Source organism: Eubacterium sp. AF36-5BH, from assembly GCF_003460505.1.
GTDB lineage: Bacteria > Bacillota > Clostridia > Lachnospirales > Lachnospiraceae > Eubacterium_G.
The window spans coordinates 221315-244520 of sequence record NZ_QTVG01000005.1 but is presented as its reverse complement, the minus strand read 5'-3'; the positions used below and the strand labels follow the sequence as shown (position 1 = coordinate 244520).

Sequence of the window (23206 nt, the reverse complement as noted above, 5' to 3'; positions counted from 1 at the left end):
ATGAGTATGAAAATTAACAAAATAAACATTGTTGTGTTAGTGATAGTTTTTGCTATTGGAAATGTTTTAGTTTACAACAAAATAATTAGTAAATCCTTTACTATAGAAAAAAATATTGTAGAACGTAATAAATTTAGGAATCCTTACATAAATGAAAAAGTCTTAAAGGAGTTAAAGGAAAATTCATTAAACAGTAATAGAGATTTTAGCGAATTTATAACAGCTAATTATTTACTGAATGATTATTCTTTGAGAAAAACGAAGGTAGATGGAAATAATATTAAAAGAATAAGAAAGCAATTTGTTTTTAATAACAAAGAGGAATATTATAAATTATTAAAAGCTTTCTCTGCAATATACAATGATTTAAAATATTTTCCGGTAGCAAAAGGCAGAAATACAAATTACTGGGTTGGCTATGAGAACGGCTTTGGTGAAAGCAGAAATTTTATGGGAAAATATAAACATGAAGGTTGCGATATTATGGCAGAAAATAATGTATCAGGTTTTTATCCCATAATAAGTTCTACAGATGGAATTGTGGAAAATATAGGGTGGCTACCAAAAGGCGGCTACAGGGTAGGAATTAGAAGCGATAATGGCGGTTATTTTTATTATGCACACTTGTCCTGTTATTCAAATATAAAAAAAGGAGCTGTGGTAAAAGCCGGAACATTGCTGGGCTATATGGGTAATACCGGTTATGGAAGTATTGGCACAGAAGGCAAGTTCGATGTCCATTTGCATTTTGGCATATATATTAAAACTGATAATTATGAGGAATTAAGTGTAAATCCATATTATATTTTGAAATATTTGGAAAATTGTATACTTTATGCAAATTATTGAAAAGAAATGTCACAAAGCTTAAAAAATTAAATAAATGCCATAGTGTGGTCATAAAACATTTGAATAATATGTTTATATATGCATAAAAATTTATATTAATTCAGTATGTGTCTTGATATAAATTAATATAAAGTGTAAAATACTATTAGTTTAAAAGAAAGAAGGTAATTTATAATGGAAAAATTAAATACTAATAATGCACCTGCAGCTATTGGACCATATTCACAGGCTGTAAAGACAGGAAATTTATTATTTACATCAGGTCAGATTGCACTTGATCCTGCAACAGGTGAAATTGTTGGAACAACAATAGAAGAACAGACAGAACAGGTTATGAAGAACCTTGGAGCTATTTTGAAAGAAGCTGGAGCAACTTATGAAAATGCTGTAAAGACTGTTTGCTTTTTAGATAACATGGATGATTTTGGAGCATTTAACGAAATTTATGGAAAGTATTTTACAGGAAAACCTGCAAGAAGCTGTGTTGCTGTAAAGACTTTACCAAAGAATGTTTTATGTGAAGTAGAAGTTATTGCAGAAATATAATTTATAATTTTTGAAATTAAGGATATAGGAGAAACTTTTATATGAAGAAGGAAAACATGTTTAATGACACATTGGAGGTTTCAAGTTTTAATGGTGAAGGCTATTTACCATTAATCGATTTTGAAAGTTGGAGAGTCGCTGAATTAAGATATATTGATGAACTTGAACCAGATAGAATTGATAATATGCAAAAGCATAATGAAACAGATGAAATTTTTGTTGTTTTAGAAGGGGATTTTACATTATTTCTTGGTGGAAATGGTGATGAGATTGGAGAAATAGAAGCCATTAAATTAGAACCATTGAAATTGTACAATGTTAAGAAAGGAACTTTTCACACACATACACCTGAAAAGAACTGTACATGTTTAATTGTTGAAAATAAAAATACAACAGATGACAATTCTCCTAAAATCAAAATTACAAAGGAACAAAGCAATAAAATTGTTGAATTATATAACAAGGTAAATAAGCGCTAGGCATAAAGCTTAGCGCATTTTGGTGTTTTATGAGATTAGATAAATATTTAACCACACTTGGAATTGGCTCACGAAGTCAGGCAAAAGAATTAATAAAAAAAGGCAAAGTAAAAGTAAATAATATTACGGTAAATAAACCGGAAACTCATATAAATGAGGAAGAAGACGTTGTAAATTTAGATGGTTTGGATTTGAATTATCATAGATTTTATTATTATATGTTAAACAAACCAAAGGACGTAGTTACTGCAGTGTCAGATTTTCAATATACAACGGTTATTGATATTATGGATGTCCAGCCTAAGAAGGGTTTGTTTCCGGTTGGTAGATTAGACAAAGATACAGAAGGCTTATTGCTTATAACAAATGATGGGGAATTATCCCATTGTCTACTTTCTCCTAACAAGCATGTTTCAAAAAAATATTATGTGGAAACAGATGGAGAAATAAGAAAAGAATATATTGATGAATTCAAAAATGGATTTGATATTGGCTTAAAGAACAATACAAAGCCGGCACTCCTTGAAATCATAGATGAAAATAAAGCTTATGTTACAATAACAGAGGGAAAATATCATCAGGTAAAGAGAATGTTTAAGCATTTCGGCTTAAGGGTTACTTACTTAAAACGTTTGGAAATGGGACCGCTGGTTTTAGATGATGATTTGGCATCGGGAGAATATAGAGAATTAAGTAAAGATGAAATTAATTTTTTACTAAAACATAAGGATAATTAAACAATTAAAGTTGTTTCATAAAAGGTTTAGCTGAAATGCAAATCATAATATGAGATATCTGGCAGATAGGTTTAATTAAAAATAGCAATGTATAAGATTAGAATATAAAAATAAGGAATTTAAATGAAAGAAATTATTATAGAAAAAAATCAGGCAGGACAGAGATTTGATAAATTTCTTTTTAAGTATTTTAAGGAAGCTCCAAGTAGTTTTATATACAAAATGCTTAGAAAGAAAAATATAGTTCTTAATGGAAAAAAATCTGATGGAAAAGATAAGCTAAAAGAAAAAGATAGTATTAAAATTTTTATGGCTGAGGACACCATTGCAAAATTTAAAGGTGAGCATAAAACTAATATAGTTAAGCCTGTTAAGTTAGATATTGTATATGAAGATGACAATGTTTTATTCATAAATAAGCCGGCAGGAATGTTAAGCCAAAAAGCAAATGACAACGATGTGTCTTTAAATGAATACGTTATTTCTTATTTAGTAAATTCAGGTCAGATAACAGAGCAGAACTTAGAAACTTTTAAACCGGCAGTCTGTAACAGATTAGACAGAAATACAAGTGGTTTAATTGTCGCCGGAAAGTCATTGGAAGGATTACAGATAATGTCTAAAATGTTCAAGGAACGTACAATGGATAAGTATTATTTAGCTGTTGTAAGTGGATATGTTGATTCGTCCATGAACATAAAAGGTTATTTAAGTAAGAATAGCAAAACAAACAAGGTTACAATTTCACAGGCTGAAAATAATGGTGACTATATTGAAACGGCTTATGAGCCTTTAGAATATAAGAAGGGACTTAAACAGGCTGGAATTACAGTTCTTAAAGTAAAACTTGTTACAGGCAAGCCACATCAGATTAGAGCACATTTGGCTTCAATTAATCATCCGATTATTGGTGATTACAAATATGGCAAAAAAGAGATTAACGATAAATACAAAGAAACCTATGGTATAAAAAATCAAATGTTACATTCATGGCAGTTGATTTTTGAAAAGGTAGAGGGTAGTTGCAGGAATTTATCATACAAAACTTTTGTAGCAAGACCTTCAAAAGAATATGCAAATTTCATTGATTTTCAAAACAAATAACGAAACCAAACAGAACAGATTGTAACGAAATTTTTATTTTTATATGAACAATTTTGAATAGAGAAAGGAAGAAAAATGGGTACTTGGTCGTCTAGAGGTCTTAGAGGTTCAACTCTTGAAGACATGATTAATATGACAAATGAAAATTATAGAGATAAAAAGCTTGCTTTGATTCAGAAAATACCAACACCTATTACTCCCGTAAAAATAGATCAGCAAACTAGACATATTACATTAGCTTATTTTGAAAAGCAAAGTACAGTTGACTATATTGGAGCTGTTCAAGGAATTCCAATTTGTTTTGATGCTAAAGAGTGCGCTGTTGATACTTTTCCAATGATGAATATTCATGAGCATCAGGTTAAGTTTATGGAAGATTTTGAAGAACAGGGTGGCATATCCTTTATTATATTATTTTATTCCCATAGAAACGAAATTTATTATTTGCCTTTTACACAAATTAAGGCTTTTTATGAGAGAAGCATAAATGGTGGTAGAAAAAGTTTCAGATTTGAAGAAATTGATAAAGAGTTTATTTTAAAAAGTGCTCCGGGAGCACCAGTACATTATTTAGAAGGGATTCAAAGAGATTTATCTCTAAGAGATAACTAAAAAGATATAATTAATATATAGGAAATAACTAACTTGACATAAAATTTAGATTGTTGTAAAATTGATTTCAACTCACTAACATAGTAGCGAATTACCACTTTACAACACTAAAGCGAAAACGAAATATACTGGAGGAATTATGAGTAAGGCATTATTACATACTCCTGTTGGAGTAAGAGATGTTTATGGCAAAGAATGTGCTGTAAAATTAACAATAGAAAATAACATTAACAAGGTATTTAATTTATATGGATATCATAACATTCAAACACCTACGTTTGAATTTTTTGATATTTTTAATAAAGAAAGAGGTTCTGTTGCTTCAAAGAATTTGTATAAGTTCTTTGACAGAGAAGGTAATACATTGGTTTTAAGACCTGATATAACTCCTTCAATTGCAAGACTTGCAGCAAAATATTATATGGACGTGAATGTTCCAATTAAGCTTTGTTACAATGCAAATACATACGTAAACAATTCTGAACTTCAGGGAAAATTAAAAGAAAACACACAGCTTGGCTGCGAATTAATTAATGATGATTCTGTTGAAGCAGATGCTGAAATGATAGCCTTATCTGTTGAATCATTGAAAGCCTCAGGCCTTGAAGAATTTCTTGTAGAAATCGGTCATGTAGATTTTTACAATGGTTTAATTGAAGAAAGCGGCCTTGATGAAGAAGCAGAAGAAAAATTAAGAGAAATGATTGTTAATAAGAACGACTTTGGTGTAGAAGAAATTCTTGATGAAAATATTGTAGTTGGAGAAGTAAAAAATGCTATGTTAAAGTTACCTGAACTTTTCGGTTCAGTAGAAGTGTTAAATACAGCAAAGACTTTAACAACTAATAAGAAAGCATTAGATGCAATTAGAAGATTAGAAAAATTATATGCTATATTAGAAGAATATGGTGTGACAAAATATATTAGTTTTGATTTAGCATCTCTTAGCAATTATGGTTATTACACAGGTATTATTTTTAAAGGTTTTACTTATGGAACAGGTGAACCAATTGCTGCAGGTGGAAGATATGATAAGCTTTTAGCACAGTTTGGTAAAAACGCATCAGCCATTGGTTTTGCAATTTATATGGACCAGATTCTTATTGCACACAGTGGTAAAAACGAAAAAACAGATTACGAATATGAAGTAGTAATTTATGAACCCAAATATAGAAAAAAAGCATTTGTGTACGCAACTGAATTAAGAGATAAAGGTGTCAAAACTGAATTATTGTTAAAGAAAAAAGACATTGACATAGAAGAATATAAGCAGTTTAAGACAGAGGATGGTGCTACAAAAGTAACATATATTAACGAATAAGGCATAAGATTATAGGAGATAAAATGAGATATTTAACTTTCGCTCTAGCAAAGGGCAGATTAGCAAAGACAGCAATGGAAATGTTTAAAAAAATAGGTATCCAGTGCGAAGAAATGGAAGATGAAAAAACAAGAAAATTAATTTTTGTTAACGAAGAATTGAAATTACGTTTCTTTTTAGCAAAAGCAAGTGACGTACCTACTTATGTTGAATATGGTGCGGCGGACATTGGTATTGTTGGAAAGGACACAATTTTAGAAGAAGACAGAAAATTATATGAAGTATTGGATTTAGGCTTTGGAAAGTGTAAAATGTGTGTATGCGGACCTGAATCAGCAAGAGAATTGCTTAATAATCACGGTATGATTCGTGTGGCTTCAAAGTACACAAAGATTGCAAAAGATTATTTTTATAATAAAAAACATCAGACTGTAGAAATTATCAAACTTAACGGTTCTGTAGAACTTGCACCAATTGTAGGTTTGTCAGAAGTAATAGTTGATATTGTTGAAACAGGTACAACCCTAAAAGAAAACGGGTTAGGTGTTTTAGAAGAAGTTTGTCCATTATCAGCCAGAATGGTAGTTAATCAGGTAAGCATGAAAATGGAAGATGAACGAATTAGAAAAATAATTGCTGATTTAAAGGAAGTAATCAACAATTAAAAATTTATTACTAAGTGGATTTGCAGTTAAAAATACAATATAGCAAAAATATTATTGTTTTGGGAAAGGTGATATACATGAGAATTGTAAAATTAAATGAAGATTCAAAGAAAAATATTTTAGAGGATTTATTAAAAAGAAGTCCTAACAACTATGATCAGTATGCAGACAGCGTAAATGAAATTCTTTCTAATGTAAAAGAAAATGGCGATAAGGCTATTTTTGATTACACAAAGAAATTTGACGGTGCGGATATTAACGCTGAAAATATTTTGGTTACAAAAGAAGAAATACAGGAAGCGTATGATTCATTAGAAAACAAAGAATTAGTAGATATTATTAGAAAATCATTAAATAATATAAAAGTTTATCACGAAAAGCAAAAACAATATAGCTGGTTTGATTCAAAGCCTGATGGCTCTTTACTTGGACAGAAAGTTACACCTATTGCAAGAGTGGGTGTTTATGTACCGGGGGGCAAGGCAGCTTACCCATCATCTGTTTTAATGAACGTTATACCGGCAAAAGTTGCAGGCGTTGAAGAAATTGTTATGGTAACACCACCTGGAAAAGATGGAAAAGTTAATCCTAACACATTAATTGCTGCAAATGAAGCAGGCGTTGATAAGATTTATAAAGTTGGTGGGGCACAGGCTATTGGTGCTTTAGCTTACGGAACTGAATCTATTAAGAAAGTAGACAAAATTGTTGGCCCTGGTAATATTTTTGTTGCTCTTGCAAAGAAAGCAGTATTTGGCTTTGTAAGTATTGACTCAATTGCAGGTCCTAGTGAGATTTTAGTTTTAGCAGATGAAACAGCTAATCCAAAATATGTTGCTGCTGATTTACTTTCACAGGCTGAACATGATGAACTTGCATCGGCAATTTTAGTTACTACAAGTGAAGAACTTGCTAATGAAGTTTCAAAGTGGGTAGACAAGTTTGTAAAAGAACTTAGCAGAACAGAAATCATGGAAAAATCTTTAGAAAATTATGGTTATATTCTTGTTGCTGAAACTATGGATGATGCCATTGATGCAGCAAATGAAATAGCATCAGAACATTTAGAAATTTTAACAAAGAATCCGTTCGATACAATGACAAGAGTAAAAAATGCAGGTGCCATGTTCCTTGGTGAATACAGTTCTGAACCTTTGGGAGATTATTTTGCAGGTCCAAACCATGTTTTACCAACAAATGGAACAGCAAAATTCTTCTCACCACTTAGTGTTGATGATTTTATTAAGAAATCAAGTATTATTTCATTCTCAAGAGAAGCACTTGAACCAATGAGTCAGGATATTCAGAAATTTGCTAAGGCTGAAGGATTAACAGCTCATGCAAACTCAATTAAAGTCAGATTTGATGACTAAATAGATAATCAAATAAGTCTCTTGTTTTAGAGATATTAAACTTTTGTTTTAACAGAAAGGAATATTAAATGAGTAGAATAGGTAAATGTGTTCGTAATACAAGTGAAACGCAAATAGAAATTTCCATTAATTTAGACGGTAGTGGAATATCAAATATACATACAGGCATTGGTTTCTTTGACCACATGCTTATAAGTTTTGCAAAACATGGTTTCTTTGATTTAGACGTTAAGGTCAATGGCGATTTGTATGTGGATTGTCATCATACAATTGAAGATACAGGTATCACTCTTGGCATGGCTATAAAAGAAGCTTTGGGAGACAAGAAATCAATTAAGCGTTATGGCAACATAATTTTACCAATGGACGAGTCATTGGTTTTATGTGCTCTTGATTTGTCAGGCAGACCATATCTTGTTTTTAAGGGGGAATTTACAACAGATAAAGTTGGTGATTTTGATACAGAAATGGTTAAGGAATTTTTCCATGCAATTACTTATGGGGTAGGAATGAATTTGCATATTAATATTTTAGAACCGGGCAATAATCATCATATGATTGAAGGCATATACAAAGCTTTTGCGAAAGCTCTTGACCAGGCAACTTTATTTGATGACAGAATTAAAGACGTATTATCTACGAAAGGAACATTATAATGAATTACATAAATTTAATTCCTTCAATTTATTTATTTGAAGGTAAGGTGGTAAATAAAGATACAAAGGAAGTTATTGGTACAGGTAATCCTGTAGAAATAGCAACTGTTTATGACAATAATGGAGCAGATGAACTTCTTGTTTTTGACATTTCTTCAAATGACAGTGAACACGAAGCAAATATTAGTGCCATGATTAATATTGCAGACTCTGTTGATATACCAATGCTTGTTGGTGGCAATATTAAAAGACTTGAAGATGTTAAAAAATACATTTATACAGGTGCTAAAAAGGCTGTACTAAATGTTGATACAGATATGCATCTTTTAGAAGAAGCTTCAAGCAGATTTGGTAGCGATAACATAGCACTTATTTCAAATTATAATTTGTCAGAAGATATTGAGAAGAAAATTTCATTAGTAATTACTACAAAAGAAAATATTGAGTCATTGAAAGATGTGCTCTATATAAGCAACAATGTTGAAGCTGTAGCAGACAATAAATGTTACGGTGTTTGCTCTGAGACATTTGTAAATGATTTTGACTTTATGAAATATAAAAAAGAATTAAAGGAAAAGGGCATTAAGGTTAATGTTTTTGAAAGTCCTATGAAGTTTGCTGATTTTAAGACAAATTCAGACGGTATGATTCCTGTTGTAGTTCAGGATTATAAAACTAACAAGGTTCTTATGTTGGCTTACATGAATGAAGAGGCATTTAATAACACAATCGAAACAGGCAAAATGACTTATTTTAGCAGAAGCCGTAATGAACTTTGGGTAAAGGGTGAAACATCAGGTCACTACCAGTATGTTAAGGAACTTGCTATGGATTGCGATTTGGACACAATGCTTGCAAAAGTAAGACAGGTTGGTGTGCCATGTCACACAGGAGCAGATACATGTTTCTTTAATAATCTTGTGAAAAAAGAATATGACGATACTAATCCAATGAAAGTATTTGAAGATGTATTTAACGTAATTTTGGATAGAAAAGAGAATCCAAAAGAAGGGTCTTACACTAATTACTTATTCCACAAGGGCATCGACAAGATTCTTAAGAAAGTAGGAGAAGAAGCAACAGAAATTGTTATAGCTGCTAAGAATCCTGATCCACAGGAAGTAAAATATGAAATATCTGATTTCTTATATCATGTAATGGTACTTATGGCTGAAAAAGGAGTAAGCTGGAAGGAAATTACAAAAGAATTATCAAGAAGATAGCAATGAATAATAAATTTTCATGTAACGGAAATTTTATACTACATAAAAAGGTCTAAATCAATTGTGTAAAACAATAATGGTTTTAGACCTTTTATTTATGAAATAAGAAATTTATCCGTGATTTCTTATATAATCAAATCCTTTGGCAAATTATTTTTTATAAGATTCACATAATCTTTTTCGCTATTAAATTTTTTCATAACATCAATTCCAGAATTAACGATAGGAATGTGGTGGTTGTCCGCCCCGGCAGTCATTGGCAGATTATATTTTTTTGCGTACATGTATGCCTGGTCGTTTTCGTCCTGATTATTTTTAGCATTAAATATTTCTACGCCGTTTACATAGTTTGGAAATAATCTGATTTCAGGTATATAAGGTCTGTCCCTAAAAGGATGTGCATGAATTACCATTCCGCCGGCATCATTTACCGCCTGAAACTGTTCTTTAATTGTCCAATATTCCATTTCGGGATGTTCAATCATCCACTGTTTATCTAAACCGTAAATTAGAAAATCCTGTCCATCATAAGTTTCTTCCCAACCAAAGAAAACCTGAAGACCAATTTTATCGCCTGTTTTTTTTGCTTCTTCGTAACCTCGTGAAAACATATTAATTCTATTAATCCAAGGAAAGTTATGAGGGATATTAGAATTGCCTCTAAAAAAATGATCCGTAACAAATATACCTGTATAGCCTAATTTCTTAAATTCTATAGCTGTTTCACTGCCTGAAATAGAAGCACAGGCACTGGCAGCGTTTGTATGTAAGTGAGTTTCGTATTTATACATTGTTTTTTCCTCTATATTTTAATATTTATAAGTATAACATATTTCAGCAAAAAGTTTATGGCAAAATACTACATATAAATTGTGAAAAAACTTAATCTGTATTATAATATAAATACTTATGTTAAAATTTCGTCATTTTATTTTGATGGGGAAATAATAAACTATTTAAGAGGAGTTTTAATGAGAAAATTAGCACTTAGTGATGAAATACTAATGAAAATAGAAAAGCCATCTATGTATATAGGTGGAGAAGTTAATATGATAAAAAAAGATCCTAAAAAAGTAGACGTTCGATTCGCAATGGCATTTCCTGATGTTTATACAATTGGGATGTCTCATTTAGGAATTCAGATTATATATGATTTATTAAACAGACGTGATGATATTTACTGCGAAAGAGTTTATTCTCCATGGGTTGATTTAGATAAAATCATGCGAGAGGAGCACATACCATTATTTGCACTGGAGTCTCAGGAACCTGTAAAGAATTTTGACTTTTTAGGCATTACTCTTCAGTACGAAATGTGCTACACAAATATTTTGCAGTTACTTGACTTAAGCGATATACCGTTTTTGTCAGTTGATAGAAGTGAAGATGATCCAATTGTTATTGGTGGTGGGCCATGCACTTATAATCCTGAGCCTATAGCAGATTTCTTTGATATCTTTTATATGGGTGAAGGTGAAACAGAATATTACCATTTAATTGATTTGTATAAAGAAAACAAAGCTAATGGTGGTACAAGAAGAGAGTTTCTTGAAAAAGCAGCAAACATACCATGTATGTATGTGCCTATGTTTTATGATGTTTCTTATAATGAAGATGGAACGATTAAGGAAATGAAATGCAATAATCCAAATATTCAGGATGTAATAAAAAAAGATATTGTTCTTGATTTTGATAATGTATGCTATCCTGATAAGCCTGTAGTACCTTTTACAAAAATTGTTCAGGACAGATGTGTTCTTGAAATTCAAAGAGGCTGTATTAGAGAGTGTAGATTCTGTCAGGCAGGTTCAGTGTATAAGCCTTTAAGGGAAAAAAGTCTTGAGACATTAAAAGAAATTGCTCTTACCCAGTTACAAAGTACAGGCCATGATGAAATATCATTAAGTTCTCTTAGTACAAGTGATTATAGCAAGTTAAAGGAATTGATAGATTTCCTAATTGAAGAATGTAAGAAGAAAAAAATAAATATTTCATTACCTTCTCTTAGAATTGATGCTTTTTCTCTTGATGTTATGAGTAAGGTTCAGGATGTGAAAAAGAGTTCAATTACTTTTGCACCTGAAGCAGGAACTCAGAGAATGAGAAATGTAATCAACAAAGGTCTTACAGAAGAAAATATTTTAAATGGCTGTAAACAGGCATTTATAGGTGGTTGGAATAAGGTAAAATTATACTTTATGTTAGGTCAGCCAACGGAAACAAATGATGATGTAGACGGTATCATGGATTTGTGCGAAAAAATTGCTGAACTTTATTATGAAACAGTTCCAAAAGAAGAACGACATGGAAAGTGCCAGATTACAGCAAGTACCTCATTTTTCGTGCCAAAGCCATTTACACCTTTTCAGTGGGCACCAATGTGTACAGCTAAAACATTTTTAGATAAGGCTCACAAAGTAAATGACAAAATGAAAACTTTATTAAACAGAAAAAGTATCAGATATCACTGGCATGAATCTGACATTAGTATTTTGGAAGGTTTACTTGCAAGAGGTGATAGAAAATTATCAAAAACTCTTTTGAGAGTATACGAAAAAGGTGGTATTTATGATGCCTGGTCAGAGTATCACAACAGACAGATTTGGGACGAGGCAATTGAAGAAACTAATATAGACATGGATTTCTATATTACAAGAGAACGTAGCGATGACGAAATATTCCCTTGGGATTTTATAGATACAGGAGTAACAAAGAGATTTTTATTAAACGAATGGCACAATGCTCAAAATGAAAAAGTAACTCCGAACTGTAGAATGCAGTGCTCAGGTTGCGGAGCTGCAAGTTTTGGAGGAGGTGTATGTTTTGAAAATTAGAATTAGATTTGAAAAACAGGGCCAAATGAAATTTATAGGTCATTTGGATATGGTTAGATATTTTCAAAAAGTTATGAGACGTGCCAATGTTGATATTTGTTATTCAGAAGGCTTTTCCCCACATCAGAAAATGTCTTTTGCTGCCCCTTTAAGTGTTGGCGTAATTAGCAAAGGAGAGTATTTTGATATTGAGGTAAACAGCTCTCTTTCAAGTAAAGAAATGATTAAAAACATCAATGCTCAAAATGTAGAGGGTGTAAAAGTTGTAAGTTATAAAGAGTTACCAGAGGGTGCAAAAAACGCCATGTCAATTGTGGCAGGAGCAGATTATTTTGTTTACACAGACTTATTTACCGAAGAACAGGTTAATGACTTTTATGCACAGGATGAAATCAACATTCTTAAGAAAACAAAGAAAAGTGAGAAAATAGTAGACATAAAGCCAATGATTCATGAAATGAAGTTTAATGAAGATGGTATTTTTATGAAAGTATCTCAGGGTAGTGCGGCTAACCTGAAACCTGATTTGGTAATGAGTGCATTAGAACAGTTTACAGGAGCTAAGTTACCGGAATTTGTTCAATATGAGCGTATGGATATGTATTGTTTAGAAAATGATAAATTGGTTTCTCTTAGTGAAATTGGAGGAAACATTGAGTAATATTTTAGTAGTATCAAAAGTAAGAAATAAAATAATAGGTTTTCAATTTGAAGAAAATAAATTAAGTAGAATTTATAATTTGGAAAACAAATCTCTTGTTGGAAACATTTATGTTGGTTACGTTAAGGATATTGTAAAAAATCTTAATGCGGCTTTTGTGGAAATTGATGGCGAAAGTAAAGGTTTTTTATCTCTCAAAAATTATCCTCATAAAATAAAACAGGGTGACAAAATTCTTGTTCAGGTAGCTGGTGATAAGGTTAAGACTAAGGATTATCTTCTTACCTGGAAACTTAATATTTCTGTTGGTAGTGTTATTTTGACTGTTGGAAACAATAATTTTAGTATTTCAAAAAAAATAGATGACAGTTTGTTAAGAGAACAGTACAAGAATAGTTTCTCTCATTTCTGTACTGATGAATATGGTTTTATTTTAAGAACAAATGCCCAAAGCAAAGACTTAAAGAATTTAGAAAATAATATAAATGAAGCTATTGAAATATACAATCAAACAGTTAATAAATTTAATTTCTTAAAGGCTAAAACCCTTGTTTACAAAAAAGATAAACAGTTGGAAGTACTTGAAGATTTTGTATTAAAAAAAGATGGTATGGTTATTACAGATGTTGAGCAGATATATGAAAGCTTGAAAGCAGCTGATATTTGTGCTTCTTTTAACGACGAAAAGAAAATAAATCTTATTAATAAATATTCTTTGGAAAAACATTTGCAAAACAGTTTAAACAGGCATGTCTGGTTGAAATCAGGCGGTTATTTGATAATAGAACATACTGAGGCGATGACTGTAATTGACGTTAACACAGGTAAGGCTGATTTCAAATCAAACAGAGATAAAACCATACAGAAAATTAATGAAGAGGCTGCAAAAGAAATTGCAAGACAGCTGCAAATTAGAAATATATCAGGAACAATTATTGTTGATTTTATTGGTTCAGATGAATTAAAAAACGGAAATCTTATAGCTGTAATGAGGCAGGAAGTTAAGAAAGATTATGTAAGTTGTAGTGTTGTTGATATTACAAAACTTGGTTTAATGGAAATAACAAGAAAGAAACAGGAACAGCCATTATATGAAATATTTAGTGAAGCTAAATGATAATTAAAGTGTCTTTTCTAAAGAGAAAAGTTACGGAAAGGAATTTGCTTATGAGAAAATTAAAAAAAATAGCATATTTATTTTTGACAGTAATTATATGTGTAATATTTATTGGATGTGGAAAAAAAGTTAAAAAAAACTCCACAGTTGATTTGTCATGGTATATTAACTTTTCATGGTTTTCAGGTGACTGGGGAAATAATATGGTTTCAAAAGCTATCACAGAAAAAACAGGTTGCTCCATATCTTTTGTTACACCAACAGGTGATCCTAACGAAAAATTAGATGCAATGATTTCCAGTGATACTTTGCCTGACCTTATAACGTTAGGCTGGTGGGAATCTGGAATTGATCAGATGATAAATGAAGGGAAGGTTTATGCTTTAGATGAACTGTCAGAAAAATATGATACATATTTTATGAAAGTAGTAGATGATGCAGTTGTGAGCTGGCATAAGAGCGATGATGGGCATTTATATAAATATCCAAACTCTGCATGTGCCCCTTCTGATTACAGCAAGTACGATAATTTAGCTTCCAATGAGACTTTTTTAGTAAGAAAAGATATATATGAGGCAATTGGCTCACCAGACATGACAACTCCTGAAGGGTTTGAAAAAGCTGTTGAGAAAGCTGCCAAAATGTATCCTACCGTAGATGGAAAAGAAATGATACCGGTGGGCTGTACCCAATTTAATGACAGAGGTTGTGATTCTTTTGACAATTATCTTTTAGATTTTCTTGCAGTTCCTTATACAGACAAAAATGGTAATGCCATTGACAGACTAAAAGACGAAAGTTATGTTGCATGGCTTAAAACCTATAATCGTCTTGCCCGTAAAGGTTTGTTAAAAGATGATATTTTTGTTGATTCAAGAGCGCAAATGTCAGAGAAAATACTAAATGGTCAGTATTTTTGTATGATTTATCAATACACTGACATGGCTGACCAGGAAAAAGCTTTATACAAAGAAAATCCTGATAGCATTTACATAGCTGTAGATGGCCCGAAAAATTTAACTGGTGATGATTATACACTGCCGGGTACAAGTGTAAATGGTTGGACAGTTACATTAATTTCAAAAAACTGCAAGAATCCTGATAAAGCTATTAAACTTTTGTCCTATTTGATTAGTGAAGAAGGTCAGAAAATGACATGGCTGGGTGTAAAAGGTAAAACTTGGGATTATAATGAAGAAGGCCGGCCTGAAATGAAAAAAGAAGTAAAAAAATTACTATATTCAGACAGAACAACTTTTGATAAAAAATATGGTGCTGATTCATGTTATTGGATGATGCAAAACGATGCAATGGGTGCACAGTGGATTAAAGACGATGAGGATAATCCGGTAACCCAGTTGAAGCAATGGACGCATCCATATACTACCTATGTAGGGCAGTATACAATAACATTAGATGATTCGACAAAAATAGGAAAAACAAAGAATTCAATTGAAGGTTTGTGGGGAGCAACACTTCCTAAATTATTGCTGGCAAATAGTGACAAAGAATTTGACAGTATATACAACACGTTTATGAAAAAAAGGTACAATATGGGCTTTGAACAGGTTTTAAAGGCGTATACGAAACAGATGAAAATTAACATAAAAAAATTAGGATTGGATAAATGAAAAATAAGAAAATAAGAATTTCATTATGTAATAAAATAATACTTATAATTGTAGTTGCCTTATTTGTATGTACCTGTCTTTGGACATCTGTTATGTTTTTTAATATTTCGAATAATGCCAGAGAAGTAGCATTAACTGACGAAAAAAACAATATGTATAATGTTTCGGCTCAGTTAAAAGATGTTGAAGAAACCTGCTATCTGGTAAGACAGTTAGTTTTGCAGAAAAACAGAATTTTTGAATATATTCAGAAGGTACAAAATAATCAGGATTACAAAGGTGTTGAAAAATTAGATTTTTATAAAAATGAAATTGGCTCAATAGATGCAATGGTAGATATTAATCCATACATATATAATGTTAAGGTTTATGCCAATGCAAATGTTACTGAAAAAGCTCCAAGTTTTTATAAACTTAACCGTTTGCAGCAACAGGAATGGTCAAATAGTTATGAAAATAATAAATGGGTGTTTGATTATAAGGAAAACAAGTATGGAGTAATCGGTAAAACACGACTGGCAGCTATTATAAAAAATGTTACTGATGAAACAGGAAGATTGGTTGCTGTAGTAGAAGTGTCTACGGAATTAAAAGGTTTATTTTTGGACTTTGACAAAAACGATAACAATGAATTTACATGTTTTATTTCAAATAAAGGTGAAGTCTATGCTTCAGATAAAAATAAGAAAACAGTAGATGAGAATATAAATGAAGTTAAACAAATTTGTAAATCAGATAAAAATAATACAATTACAAGAAAATTTAATGGTGAAACATCAATAGTTTCTACAGTATACTCTAATTCTTTAGGTGGAACTTATGTTAGAATTGTTGGCACAAAGAAAATTGTTAATTCCTATTATAAAAGTCAGCTTCTTTATTTTATAGTTGTATTTCTATCAATGATTGTCTTTATTTTTATTGTGGCAATTTTAATAAAGAATTCTTTTTCAAGATTTAATAACCTAACAAAAGAAGTAAGTGAAATAAAAAATGGCAACATCATTAAATTAACTGAAAAGGGTAATGATGAAATATCAGAGTTAGGTAAACAAATTAATAAAATGGTATATTCTCTGGAAAAATTAAATGAAGAGAATATTGAAAGACAGTTGCTTGCCAAAAATGCAGAGATACGTTCCCTTCAGAACCAAATTAATGCACATTTTATGTATAATGTTTTGGAAACAATAAAAATGATGGCTGAAATAAAAGAAGAATATGTAATCAGTGACGCAATTACTACTTTAGGAAATATGTTTAGATATAGTATGAAATGGTCATCAGGAATGGTAGAATTAAAACAGGAAATTCTTAACATACAAAATTATTTAAGTTTAATGAATTTAAGACAGGATTACGAAATCTTTTTGTCGTTAAATGTACCGGCAGAACTTTTACATATCAAAATTCCTAAAATGTCCCTGCAGCCAATTGTTGAAAATTCCGTAAATCATGGTATCGAGGAAATGGCTGAGGACACTACAATTTACATAAAAGTTTTTAAAGAAGAAAATAATGTTATAATTGAAGTATCTGATATGGGAATTGGCATGAGTCAGGAAAAACTTAATGAATTAATTAGAAGCATTAATTCAAAAGAACAGATTTCAGATGACAAAGAACATGGAAGAGCGTTGTATAATGTTCAGCAGAGAATAAAGATGTATTTCGGAAAAGAATATGGTTTGCAGATTTTTTCTCAGGAAGGTGCTTATACAAAAGTTTCAATATGTATACCGTTTGATGAATCTATGTAATTCTTTTGTTACTTAAGAAACAAGAGTCTTTGTTTTATGGATGTTCATTTCTGATAAAACATTTTTACAAAAAGACTTAAGAATAATTTTGAAAGGTTCGGTATTAATATGAAAACACTTTTATTAGTGGAAGATGAAAAACTAATAAGGCAGGGAATTCGCTCCATGATTGAACGTTCGGGCGTAGATATTGAAGAAATCATTGAGTGTAATAATGGTGAAAAAGCATTAGAAGTTTTAAAAGAACAACCTGTGGATGTAATGTTTACAGATATTAGAATGCCTAAAATGGATGGTATAACATTGGTAGGAGAAGTCCAAAAATTGGATGAAAAACCACTTATAGCTGCAATTAGTGGTTTTGATGAGTTTGATTATGCAGTAGAAATGCTTAGAAATGGTGTTAAGGAATATATTTTAAAGCCTGTTGATCGAAACAAGATTCAGGAAGTGTTGGAAAAATTTGATGACATAATAAATGAAAGAGAAAATCAGCAGAAAAAAAATAAAAAGAATGCATACAGACAACTTCAGTATATGTTATTTTATGATAATGTTACAGACGTTGAAATCGAAAATATCTGTTTGATTGTTAACCCTTACATTCCTTTAAATAATTTTGTTGTAATTTGCTTTGGAAGAAAAGATGAAGATATTGATTTAACTGTTACTAACAAATATTATTATGTTCAGGGGCAGGAGTACATGGATGTTATTATATGCAATCCACATTATAAAGAAGAAATTTTAAATAAGCTTGAAAATCATAATATTGGTATAAGTAATGTTTATTACAATTTTATGGATGTAAAACAGGCATTTTGTGAAGCTGCTGAAATGCGTAGAACAGCATTTGAAACGTGTACACCAATTGTGGATGCTACTACATATACAGCACCGGAAAAAGAATACGGTTATGGTGTTAAGTTGATGATGCAAACAGCAAATCTTATCTGTTCAAACAAATTAAATGAAGCTTTGGAGCAGTTGGAGATATTTGTTGAAGGTGTGAAGAATAGAAAGTATCCAATAAATGAATTTCAGGAACAAATGAAGCTTATTATTTTAACTACAATGAAAGTTTACGAGAAATCATTAAAAAACAAGGAACATGAAGTTTTTGAACTTCTTGATATTTTTTCATACCAGAATATTGATGAATACATGGATGTTGTACGTGGTTGGATTAAAGGTTTTGATGAACTGGTAAGTGACAGCATTGATGAGCAGAAAACAGGCTTAAAAATGCAAAAAGCCATTGAATACATAAAAGAAAATTATGCTACAGATTTGAATATGGCAGTAGTTTCAAATTATATATCAATGAATTATTCACTGTTTTCATTTAATTTCAAGCAATACACAGGTACTAATTTTGTAAATTATCTAAAGAATTTCAGAGTGGGACAGGCAAAGAAACTTTTAACAGAAACAGATATGAAGGTAAATGAAATTTCAAAAGCTGTTGGTTACGAGCATGAGAAACATTTTATGAAAACTTTTAAGAGTATAACCGGTCTTACACCATCACAGTACAGAAATAATTTAGGTTAGTCTTATAACAGGTTAATCTTATAATACGAAATAAGGACTGTAAGACATAGATAACATAAGAATTTTAACAGTTTTATGTTAGGTAGATAAAAAAGGAGATATTATGAAAAAAGGAAAAAAAAAGATGATAATAAAGATTTTATGTGTAATTATATTTTTAGGCGTAATTGGAACATTAACAGTTGTAGGAATTAATTTATACGTTACAGGTTCTGTAAAAAGCAGAATAGTTACAGTTGAAAAATGTAAGAATTTAGATGCTGACTGCATAATAGTTCTTGGAGCAGGAATCAGAAAAGACGGTAGTCCTACATGGATTTTAGAAGACAGAATTATTGTGGGAGACCAATTATACAAAAATGGTGCCGCATCAAAAATCATTATGTCAGGCGACCATGGCAGAGCCAGCCATGATGAAGTCAATACAATGAAAGACTATGCAATTAATGAAAATGTACCATCTGAAGATATTTTTATGGATCACGCAGGCTTTGAGACTTATGATACAATGTACAGGGCCAAAAATATTTTTGGAGCAAAAAAAGTTGTTATAGTAACTCAAAAATATCATCTATACAGAGCACTCTATATTGCAAAGAAACTTGGGTTGGATGCTTATGGTGTACCATGCGATTTAAGAAAATATAGCAAGAAAATGACTTATTGGCGATTTAGAGAGTGTTTTGCCAGAGTTAAATCATTTGATAAATGCATTACAAAGCCTACTTCTAAATATTTAGGAGACAAAATAGATTTAACAGGCAGTGGCGATGTGACAAACGACAAATAATAATATATATACAATTAATATTATTGGTAAAATAAAAACAGGGACAGGGAGATTATTATGGACAAGAAATCAATTAATGAATTAAGAAGAAGACTTAAAAAAGACGGTTGTACCTTTACAAAAATATGTGGCTGCTACATTGACGATAACAAAAATAAAGTAACTAATTTGGACGAAATATTTTTAAATCTTGAAGATGAAGAATACTTTAAATATTTAGAAATTGCAAAAAAAGTTTTGTCAACAAACGTGGGAAATAATATTTTAGAACTTAATTTTCCATTAGAAGAAGAAAAGCCTGGTGGCCATCAGCAGTTTCTTTTAGGACTAAAGAAAAGTGGTTTGAAGGATCAGGGGCTTCTTGATACTTTTTACGATATGGTAATTGAAAAATACAATTCTCTTGGCAATTACTTAATTTTATTGTTCCATGACGTATACGATGTTATGACAAAAACAACAGATAACAATAAACTTGATGAGTCAGAAGAAGTTTACGAATATATAATTTGTGCCATTTGCCCTATGGTTTTATCAAAGCCGGGACTTGGCTATAACAAGGATAAAAATAAAATAAGTACATTAAATCGTGAGTGGTTTGTGGGAATGCCTGAAACAGGTTTTGTTTTCCCGGCATTTATTGATAGAAGCAGTGATATTCACTCAGTTTTAATGTATACTGCCGACTCAAAAAATGTTCATACAGAGATGATTGAAGATATTCTTGGTTGTAGAGAAAAATTAACATATGCTCAACAACAGGACGTTCTAACAGACATGGTACTTGAAGTTACAGGCGAGGATATGGTAAAAGATGTAATGGATACTGTAAACATTGAACTTGCTCATGTTTCAGACGAAAATCCTGAATCTTACGTGTCAAAAGAACATATAAAAAGTGCTTTAGAACATGCCGGTATTGCAGAGAACAAAGCTGTAAACATTGGTGATCAATATATGTCATCAATTAATACAGAGGAAGTTCCTTTAATTGGCGACATTATTCCAAACAAAGCACAAAAAATCGTTAAGGACAATAATGAAAAAGAGCTTCTCAAAGAAGAAATTAAAGATTTAAATAGAAAAATTGCCTCAATAGAGGAGACAAATGATAACAATGAACAATTGACTGTTGATGAAGGTGAAATAATAATCACTGTTAATTCAGAAAAGAAAGAGTTAATTCGAAGAGAAAACATTGACGGTGTTAATTGTGTGGTTATTCCGGTTTCGGAATCTGACCATGTAAAAATAAATTAATTAAAGGAGGAGGTTATATGAAAAATCGTATAACAAAAATTGCAGCATTATTATTAGCTGTAATTATGGTATTTACAGGCTGTGCACAGGTTGATGTAAACATGAAACTTAATTCAAACGGCACAGGTAATGCAGAAATGCTAATCACTATTAATAAGTCACAGGCAAACGAAGCACTTAAAAAAATGGGGGCAACTGATTCCCAGATTAATGATTTTTGGAGAGAATATCAAAATCAGCTTAAAGAAAATACCGCATCAAGCAATATAACATATAGTGAAGAAGTTATTGATGGAAAATCTTACATAAAACTTCAGAATAAGCAAACATTAAGAAAAGGCAAGCTGACTGTTGATTATGGTGCAGGTCCAAACAGTTATTTATCAACTGAAACTGTTTATCAATTAATAAAACCTGAAACTGTAGACAGTGCTGCGGATTTATCTGCAGTAAACACAGATGATATTGAAATGAATATTACATTTACTTTCCCAAAAGAAATTGTATCAACTAACGGTACATTATCTGCAGATAAGAAAACAGTATCATATAAGGTGGCATTAGACAAAACAACAGAACTTTTTGCTACAACAAATAAAAATGAAACAATGGCAAGTGTTAAAGCAAAAATTAAGAAGGCAAACACAATTGCAAATACAAAAATAACTAAAACAAAAGTTAAGAAAACTTCAGCTAAGGCAAAGACTACATCGGCTACAATTAAATTCAAGAAAGTAAGTGATGCAGTTTCTTATGAAGTTCAGTGTTCAACAAGTAAAAAGTTTACAAAGGCAAAAACTTTAACTACAAAGAAAACTTCTTATACAGTTAAGAAGCTTAAAAAAGGCAAGAAATATTATGTAAGAGTTAGAGCTAAGAAGTTGAATCTTATTGAAGATGATGTTTACAGTAAGTGGGTGAAAAAGTCTTTTAAGGTTAAGGCAAATAGAAAAGCAAAAAAATAAGTAAAAAACAACATGAAAAAGTTTGACAAGTAAATTAGTGTATGCTATTATACTATGGTATGCCGCTCAGTGTGGTTATAAGTATTGCTTTTGCAATCACCGAAACTGGCGAGTAATGAGTAATAGGAGGTGCCCATAATGTACGCAATTATAGCAACAGGTGGTAAACAGTACAAAGTTTCAGAAGGCGAAACTATCAAGGTAGAAAAACTTGGTGCTGAAGCTGGTTCTAAGTTTACTTTTGATCAGGTTCTTTATGTTGACGGTAAAGTTGGAAATCCAACAGTTGAAGGAGCTACAGTTGAAGCTACAGTAGTTGGAGATGGTAAGGCTAAGAAAGTTATCGTTTACAAGTATAAGAGAAAAACTGGTTATCATAAAAAGAATGGTCATAGACAGCAGTATACAGCAGTTACAATCGACAAGATTAACGCTTAATCAGGTGGTTTTATGACAAGAATAACCATTTATTGCAGAGACAATACATACATTGGCTTTTGTATGGAAGGACATTCCGGATATGCAGATGCAGGAGAAGATATTGTTTGTGCAGGACTATCAGTTCTCGCTATTAATTTTGTGAATTCAATTGAACAGTTAACATCAGATGAATATACTCAGTTTGAGCATGAAGACGATGGTATAATAGATTTTGAATTTTCCAATAATATTAGTAAAGAAGCTGAACTTTTAATAAAGTCTTTAGTTTTAGGACTAGAGCAGTTAGAGAAAGAATACAAAGATTTTATAACATTAGATTATAAGGAGGTATAGCTATGATGAAGATGAACCTTCAGTTCTTCGCTCATAAAAAAGGTATGGGTTCTACAAAGAACGGTAGAGACTCAGAATCAAAGAGACTTGGCGCTAAGAGAGCAGACGGACAGTTTGTTAAGGCTGGAAACATTCTCTATAGACAGCGTGGAACAAAGATTCACCCAGGCGTAAATGTTGGACGTGGTGGTGACGATACATTATTTGCTACTTCAGACGGAATCGTAAGATTTGAAAGAAAAGGTAGAGACAGAAAGCAGGTTTCTGTATACCCTGTAGCTGAATAATTAAACAC

The 23206-nt window shown here is 31.2% G+C and carries 24 protein-coding genes; 23 read left to right on the top strand and 1 reads right to left on the bottom strand.

The features are described 5' to 3' along the window. The 11 genes from DW006_RS06970 to hisIE all read left to right on the top strand — a co-directional run bounded on the left by DW006_RS06970 (position 1) and on the right by hisIE (position 9565). Entirely contained in the window at positions 1–849 is an 849-nt protein-coding gene (locus DW006_RS06970) for a M23 family metallopeptidase (RefSeq protein WP_243002593.1), read from the top strand. A 174-nt stretch (positions 850–1023) separates the two neighbouring features. Further along, on the top strand, positions 1024–1395 hold the full coding sequence (locus tag DW006_RS06965; RefSeq protein WP_199521890.1) for a RidA family protein: 372 nt from the start codon (positions 1024–1026) through the stop codon (positions 1393–1395). A gap of 41 nt (positions 1396–1436) precedes the next feature. Continuing rightward, positions 1437–1874 (top strand): hypothetical protein, encoded by a 438-nt coding sequence (locus tag DW006_RS06960; RefSeq protein ID WP_243002592.1) that lies wholly within the window; start codon positions 1437–1439, stop codon positions 1872–1874. Positions 1875–1903: 29 nt separating this feature from the next. Continuing rightward, the gene (locus DW006_RS06955) at positions 1904–2611 is read left to right on the top strand and encodes a pseudouridine synthase (RefSeq protein ID WP_117999633.1); all 708 of its coding nucleotides are present in this window, start codon (positions 1904–1906) and stop codon (positions 2609–2611) included. Positions 2612–2734: 123 nt separating this feature from the next. Next, a complete protein-coding gene (locus tag DW006_RS06950; RefSeq protein WP_117999632.1) occupies positions 2735–3715 on the top strand; it encodes an RluA family pseudouridine synthase in 981 nt (326 codons plus the stop codon). Positions 3716–3790: 75 nt separating this feature from the next. Then, positions 3791–4327, top strand: a complete 537-nt coding sequence (locus DW006_RS06945) for a Holliday junction resolvase RecU (RefSeq protein WP_117999631.1) — start codon at positions 3791–3793, stop codon at positions 4325–4327. 139 nt (positions 4328–4466) lie between these two features. Continuing rightward, positions 4467–5648 (top strand): ATP phosphoribosyltransferase regulatory subunit, encoded by a 1182-nt coding sequence (gene hisZ, locus DW006_RS06940; RefSeq protein WP_117999630.1) that lies wholly within the window; start codon positions 4467–4469, stop codon positions 5646–5648. 23 nt (positions 5649–5671) lie between these two features. After that, the gene (hisG, locus tag DW006_RS06935; RefSeq protein ID WP_117999629.1) at positions 5672–6313 is read left to right on the top strand and encodes an ATP phosphoribosyltransferase; all 642 of its coding nucleotides are present in this window, start codon (positions 5672–5674) and stop codon (positions 6311–6313) included. Between the two features lie 77 nt (positions 6314–6390). Next, entirely contained in the window at positions 6391–7686 is a 1296-nt protein-coding gene (hisD, locus tag DW006_RS06930) for a histidinol dehydrogenase (protein WP_117999628.1), read from the top strand. 68 nt (positions 7687–7754) lie between these two features. Then, on the top strand, positions 7755–8342 hold the full coding sequence (gene hisB / locus DW006_RS06925; protein WP_117999627.1) for an imidazoleglycerol-phosphate dehydratase HisB: 588 nt from the start codon (positions 7755–7757) through the stop codon (positions 8340–8342). Next, positions 8342–9565, top strand: coding sequence for a bifunctional phosphoribosyl-AMP cyclohydrolase/phosphoribosyl-ATP diphosphatase HisIE (hisIE, locus tag DW006_RS06920; protein ID WP_117999626.1), 1224 nt, complete (start codon positions 8342–8344; stop codon positions 9563–9565). Before hisB ends, hisIE begins: the two co-directional genes overlap by 1 nt. Positions 9566–9690: 125 nt before the next feature. Here the strand turns inward: hisIE and DW006_RS06915 are convergent, their stop codons facing one another. Further along, positions 9691–10356 carry a PHP domain-containing protein gene (locus DW006_RS06915; RefSeq protein WP_117999625.1) on the bottom strand — a complete coding sequence of 222 codons (666 nt, stop codon included), beginning with the start codon at positions 10354–10356 and terminating at the stop codon, positions 9691–9693. A gap of 180 nt (positions 10357–10536) precedes the next feature. On the opposite strand from DW006_RS06915, the gene DW006_RS06910 reads away from it, so the two are divergent. The 12 genes from DW006_RS06910 to rpmA all read left to right on the top strand — a co-directional run bounded on the left by DW006_RS06910 (position 10537) and on the right by rpmA (position 23198). After that, positions 10537–12399, top strand: a complete 1863-nt coding sequence (locus DW006_RS06910) for a TIGR03960 family B12-binding radical SAM protein (RefSeq protein ID WP_117999624.1) — start codon at positions 10537–10539, stop codon at positions 12397–12399. After that, a complete protein-coding gene (locus tag DW006_RS06905) occupies positions 12389–13060 on the top strand; it encodes a TIGR03936 family radical SAM-associated protein (protein WP_117999623.1) in 672 nt (223 codons plus the stop codon). The genes DW006_RS06910 and DW006_RS06905 overlap by 11 nt, the downstream gene beginning before the upstream one ends. Continuing rightward, entirely contained in the window at positions 13053–14177 is a 1125-nt protein-coding gene (locus DW006_RS06900; protein ID WP_158561087.1) for a ribonuclease E/G, read from the top strand. The genes DW006_RS06905 and DW006_RS06900 overlap by 8 nt, the downstream gene beginning before the upstream one ends. A 50-nt stretch (positions 14178–14227) precedes the next feature. Continuing rightward, a complete protein-coding gene (locus DW006_RS06895; RefSeq protein WP_158561086.1) occupies positions 14228–15808 on the top strand; it encodes an extracellular solute-binding protein in 1581 nt (526 codons plus the stop codon). Beyond that, on the top strand, positions 15805–17568 hold the full coding sequence (locus DW006_RS06890; RefSeq protein WP_117999620.1) for a sensor histidine kinase: 1764 nt from the start codon (positions 15805–15807) through the stop codon (positions 17566–17568). The genes DW006_RS06895 and DW006_RS06890 overlap by 4 nt, the downstream gene beginning before the upstream one ends. 108 nt (positions 17569–17676) lie before the next feature. Next, entirely contained in the window at positions 17677–19122 is a 1446-nt protein-coding gene (locus tag DW006_RS06885) for a response regulator (RefSeq protein WP_117999619.1), read from the top strand. A 103-nt stretch (positions 19123–19225) separates the two neighbouring features. Beyond that, positions 19226–19912 carry an ElyC/SanA/YdcF family protein gene (locus DW006_RS06880; RefSeq protein WP_022164759.1) on the top strand — a complete coding sequence of 229 codons (687 nt, stop codon included), beginning with the start codon at positions 19226–19228 and terminating at the stop codon, positions 19910–19912. Positions 19913–19969: 57 nt separating this feature from the next. Further along, complete coding sequence (locus DW006_RS06875) at positions 19970–21172, top strand: DUF4317 domain-containing protein (protein ID WP_117999618.1); 1203 nt, start codon at positions 19970–19972, stop codon at positions 21170–21172. A 17-nt stretch (positions 21173–21189) separates the two neighbouring features. Then, positions 21190–22137 carry a fibronectin type III domain-containing protein gene (locus DW006_RS06870; protein WP_117999617.1) on the top strand — a complete coding sequence of 316 codons (948 nt, stop codon included), beginning with the start codon at positions 21190–21192 and terminating at the stop codon, positions 22135–22137. A gap of 138 nt (positions 22138–22275) precedes the next feature. After that, a complete protein-coding gene (gene rplU / locus DW006_RS06865; protein ID WP_022164756.1) occupies positions 22276–22575 on the top strand; it encodes a 50S ribosomal protein L21 in 300 nt (99 codons plus the stop codon). Positions 22576–22587: 12 nt separating this feature from the next. After that, positions 22588–22911, top strand: coding sequence for a ribosomal-processing cysteine protease Prp (locus DW006_RS06860; RefSeq protein WP_117999616.1), 324 nt, complete (start codon positions 22588–22590; stop codon positions 22909–22911). 2 nt (positions 22912–22913) lie between these two features. Further along, positions 22914–23198 (top strand): 50S ribosomal protein L27, encoded by a 285-nt coding sequence (gene rpmA, locus DW006_RS06855; protein ID WP_117999615.1) that lies wholly within the window; start codon positions 22914–22916, stop codon positions 23196–23198. Positions 23199–23206 lie beyond the last annotated feature (8 nt).

Bases quoted from the DNA above. Each gene is read 5' to 3' on its own strand.
- DW006_RS06910 (WP_117999624.1), top strand. From the start codon at position 10,537: ATGAGAAAATTAGCACTTAGTGATGAAATACTAATGAAAATAGAAAAG.
- DW006_RS06970 (WP_243002593.1), top strand. From the start codon at position 1: ATGAGTATGAAAATTAACAAAATAAACATTGTTGTGTTAGTGATAGTT.
- DW006_RS06945 (WP_117999631.1), top strand. From the start codon at position 3,791: ATGGGTACTTGGTCGTCTAGAGGTCTTAGAGGTTCAACTCTTGAAGAC.
- hisG (WP_117999629.1), top strand. From the start codon at position 5,672: ATGAGATATTTAACTTTCGCTCTAGCAAAGGGCAGATTAGCAAAGACA.
- hisIE (WP_117999626.1), top strand. From the start codon at position 8,342: ATGAATTACATAAATTTAATTCCTTCAATTTATTTATTTGAAGGTAAG.
- DW006_RS06960 (WP_243002592.1), top strand. From the start codon at position 1,437: ATGAAGAAGGAAAACATGTTTAATGACACATTGGAGGTTTCAAGTTTT.
- rplU (WP_022164756.1), top strand. From the start codon at position 22,276: ATGTACGCAATTATAGCAACAGGTGGTAAACAGTACAAAGTTTCAGAA.
- DW006_RS06880 (WP_022164759.1), top strand. From the start codon at position 19,226: ATGAAAAAAGGAAAAAAAAAGATGATAATAAAGATTTTATGTGTAATT.
- hisZ (WP_117999630.1), top strand. From the start codon at position 4,467: ATGAGTAAGGCATTATTACATACTCCTGTTGGAGTAAGAGATGTTTAT.
- DW006_RS06915 (WP_117999625.1), bottom strand. From the start codon at position 10,356: ATGTATAAATACGAAACTCACTTACATACAAACGCTGCCAGTGCCTGT.
- rpmA (WP_117999615.1), top strand. From the start codon at position 22,914: ATGATGAAGATGAACCTTCAGTTCTTCGCTCATAAAAAAGGTATGGGT.
- DW006_RS06860 (WP_117999616.1), top strand. From the start codon at position 22,588: ATGACAAGAATAACCATTTATTGCAGAGACAATACATACATTGGCTTT.
- DW006_RS06955 (WP_117999633.1), top strand. From the start codon at position 1,904: ATGAGATTAGATAAATATTTAACCACACTTGGAATTGGCTCACGAAGT.
- DW006_RS06895 (WP_158561086.1), top strand. From the start codon at position 14,228: ATGAGAAAATTAAAAAAAATAGCATATTTATTTTTGACAGTAATTATA.
- DW006_RS06885 (WP_117999619.1), top strand. From the start codon at position 17,677: ATGAAAACACTTTTATTAGTGGAAGATGAAAAACTAATAAGGCAGGGA.
- DW006_RS06875 (WP_117999618.1), top strand. From the start codon at position 19,970: ATGGACAAGAAATCAATTAATGAATTAAGAAGAAGACTTAAAAAAGAC.
- DW006_RS06870 (WP_117999617.1), top strand. From the start codon at position 21,190: ATGAAAAATCGTATAACAAAAATTGCAGCATTATTATTAGCTGTAATT.
- DW006_RS06965 (WP_199521890.1), top strand. From the start codon at position 1,024: ATGGAAAAATTAAATACTAATAATGCACCTGCAGCTATTGGACCATAT.
- hisB (WP_117999627.1), top strand. From the start codon at position 7,755: ATGAGTAGAATAGGTAAATGTGTTCGTAATACAAGTGAAACGCAAATA.
- hisD (WP_117999628.1), top strand. From the start codon at position 6,391: ATGAGAATTGTAAAATTAAATGAAGATTCAAAGAAAAATATTTTAGAG.
- DW006_RS06890 (WP_117999620.1), top strand. From the start codon at position 15,805: ATGAAAAATAAGAAAATAAGAATTTCATTATGTAATAAAATAATACTT.
- DW006_RS06950 (WP_117999632.1), top strand. From the start codon at position 2,735: ATGAAAGAAATTATTATAGAAAAAAATCAGGCAGGACAGAGATTTGAT.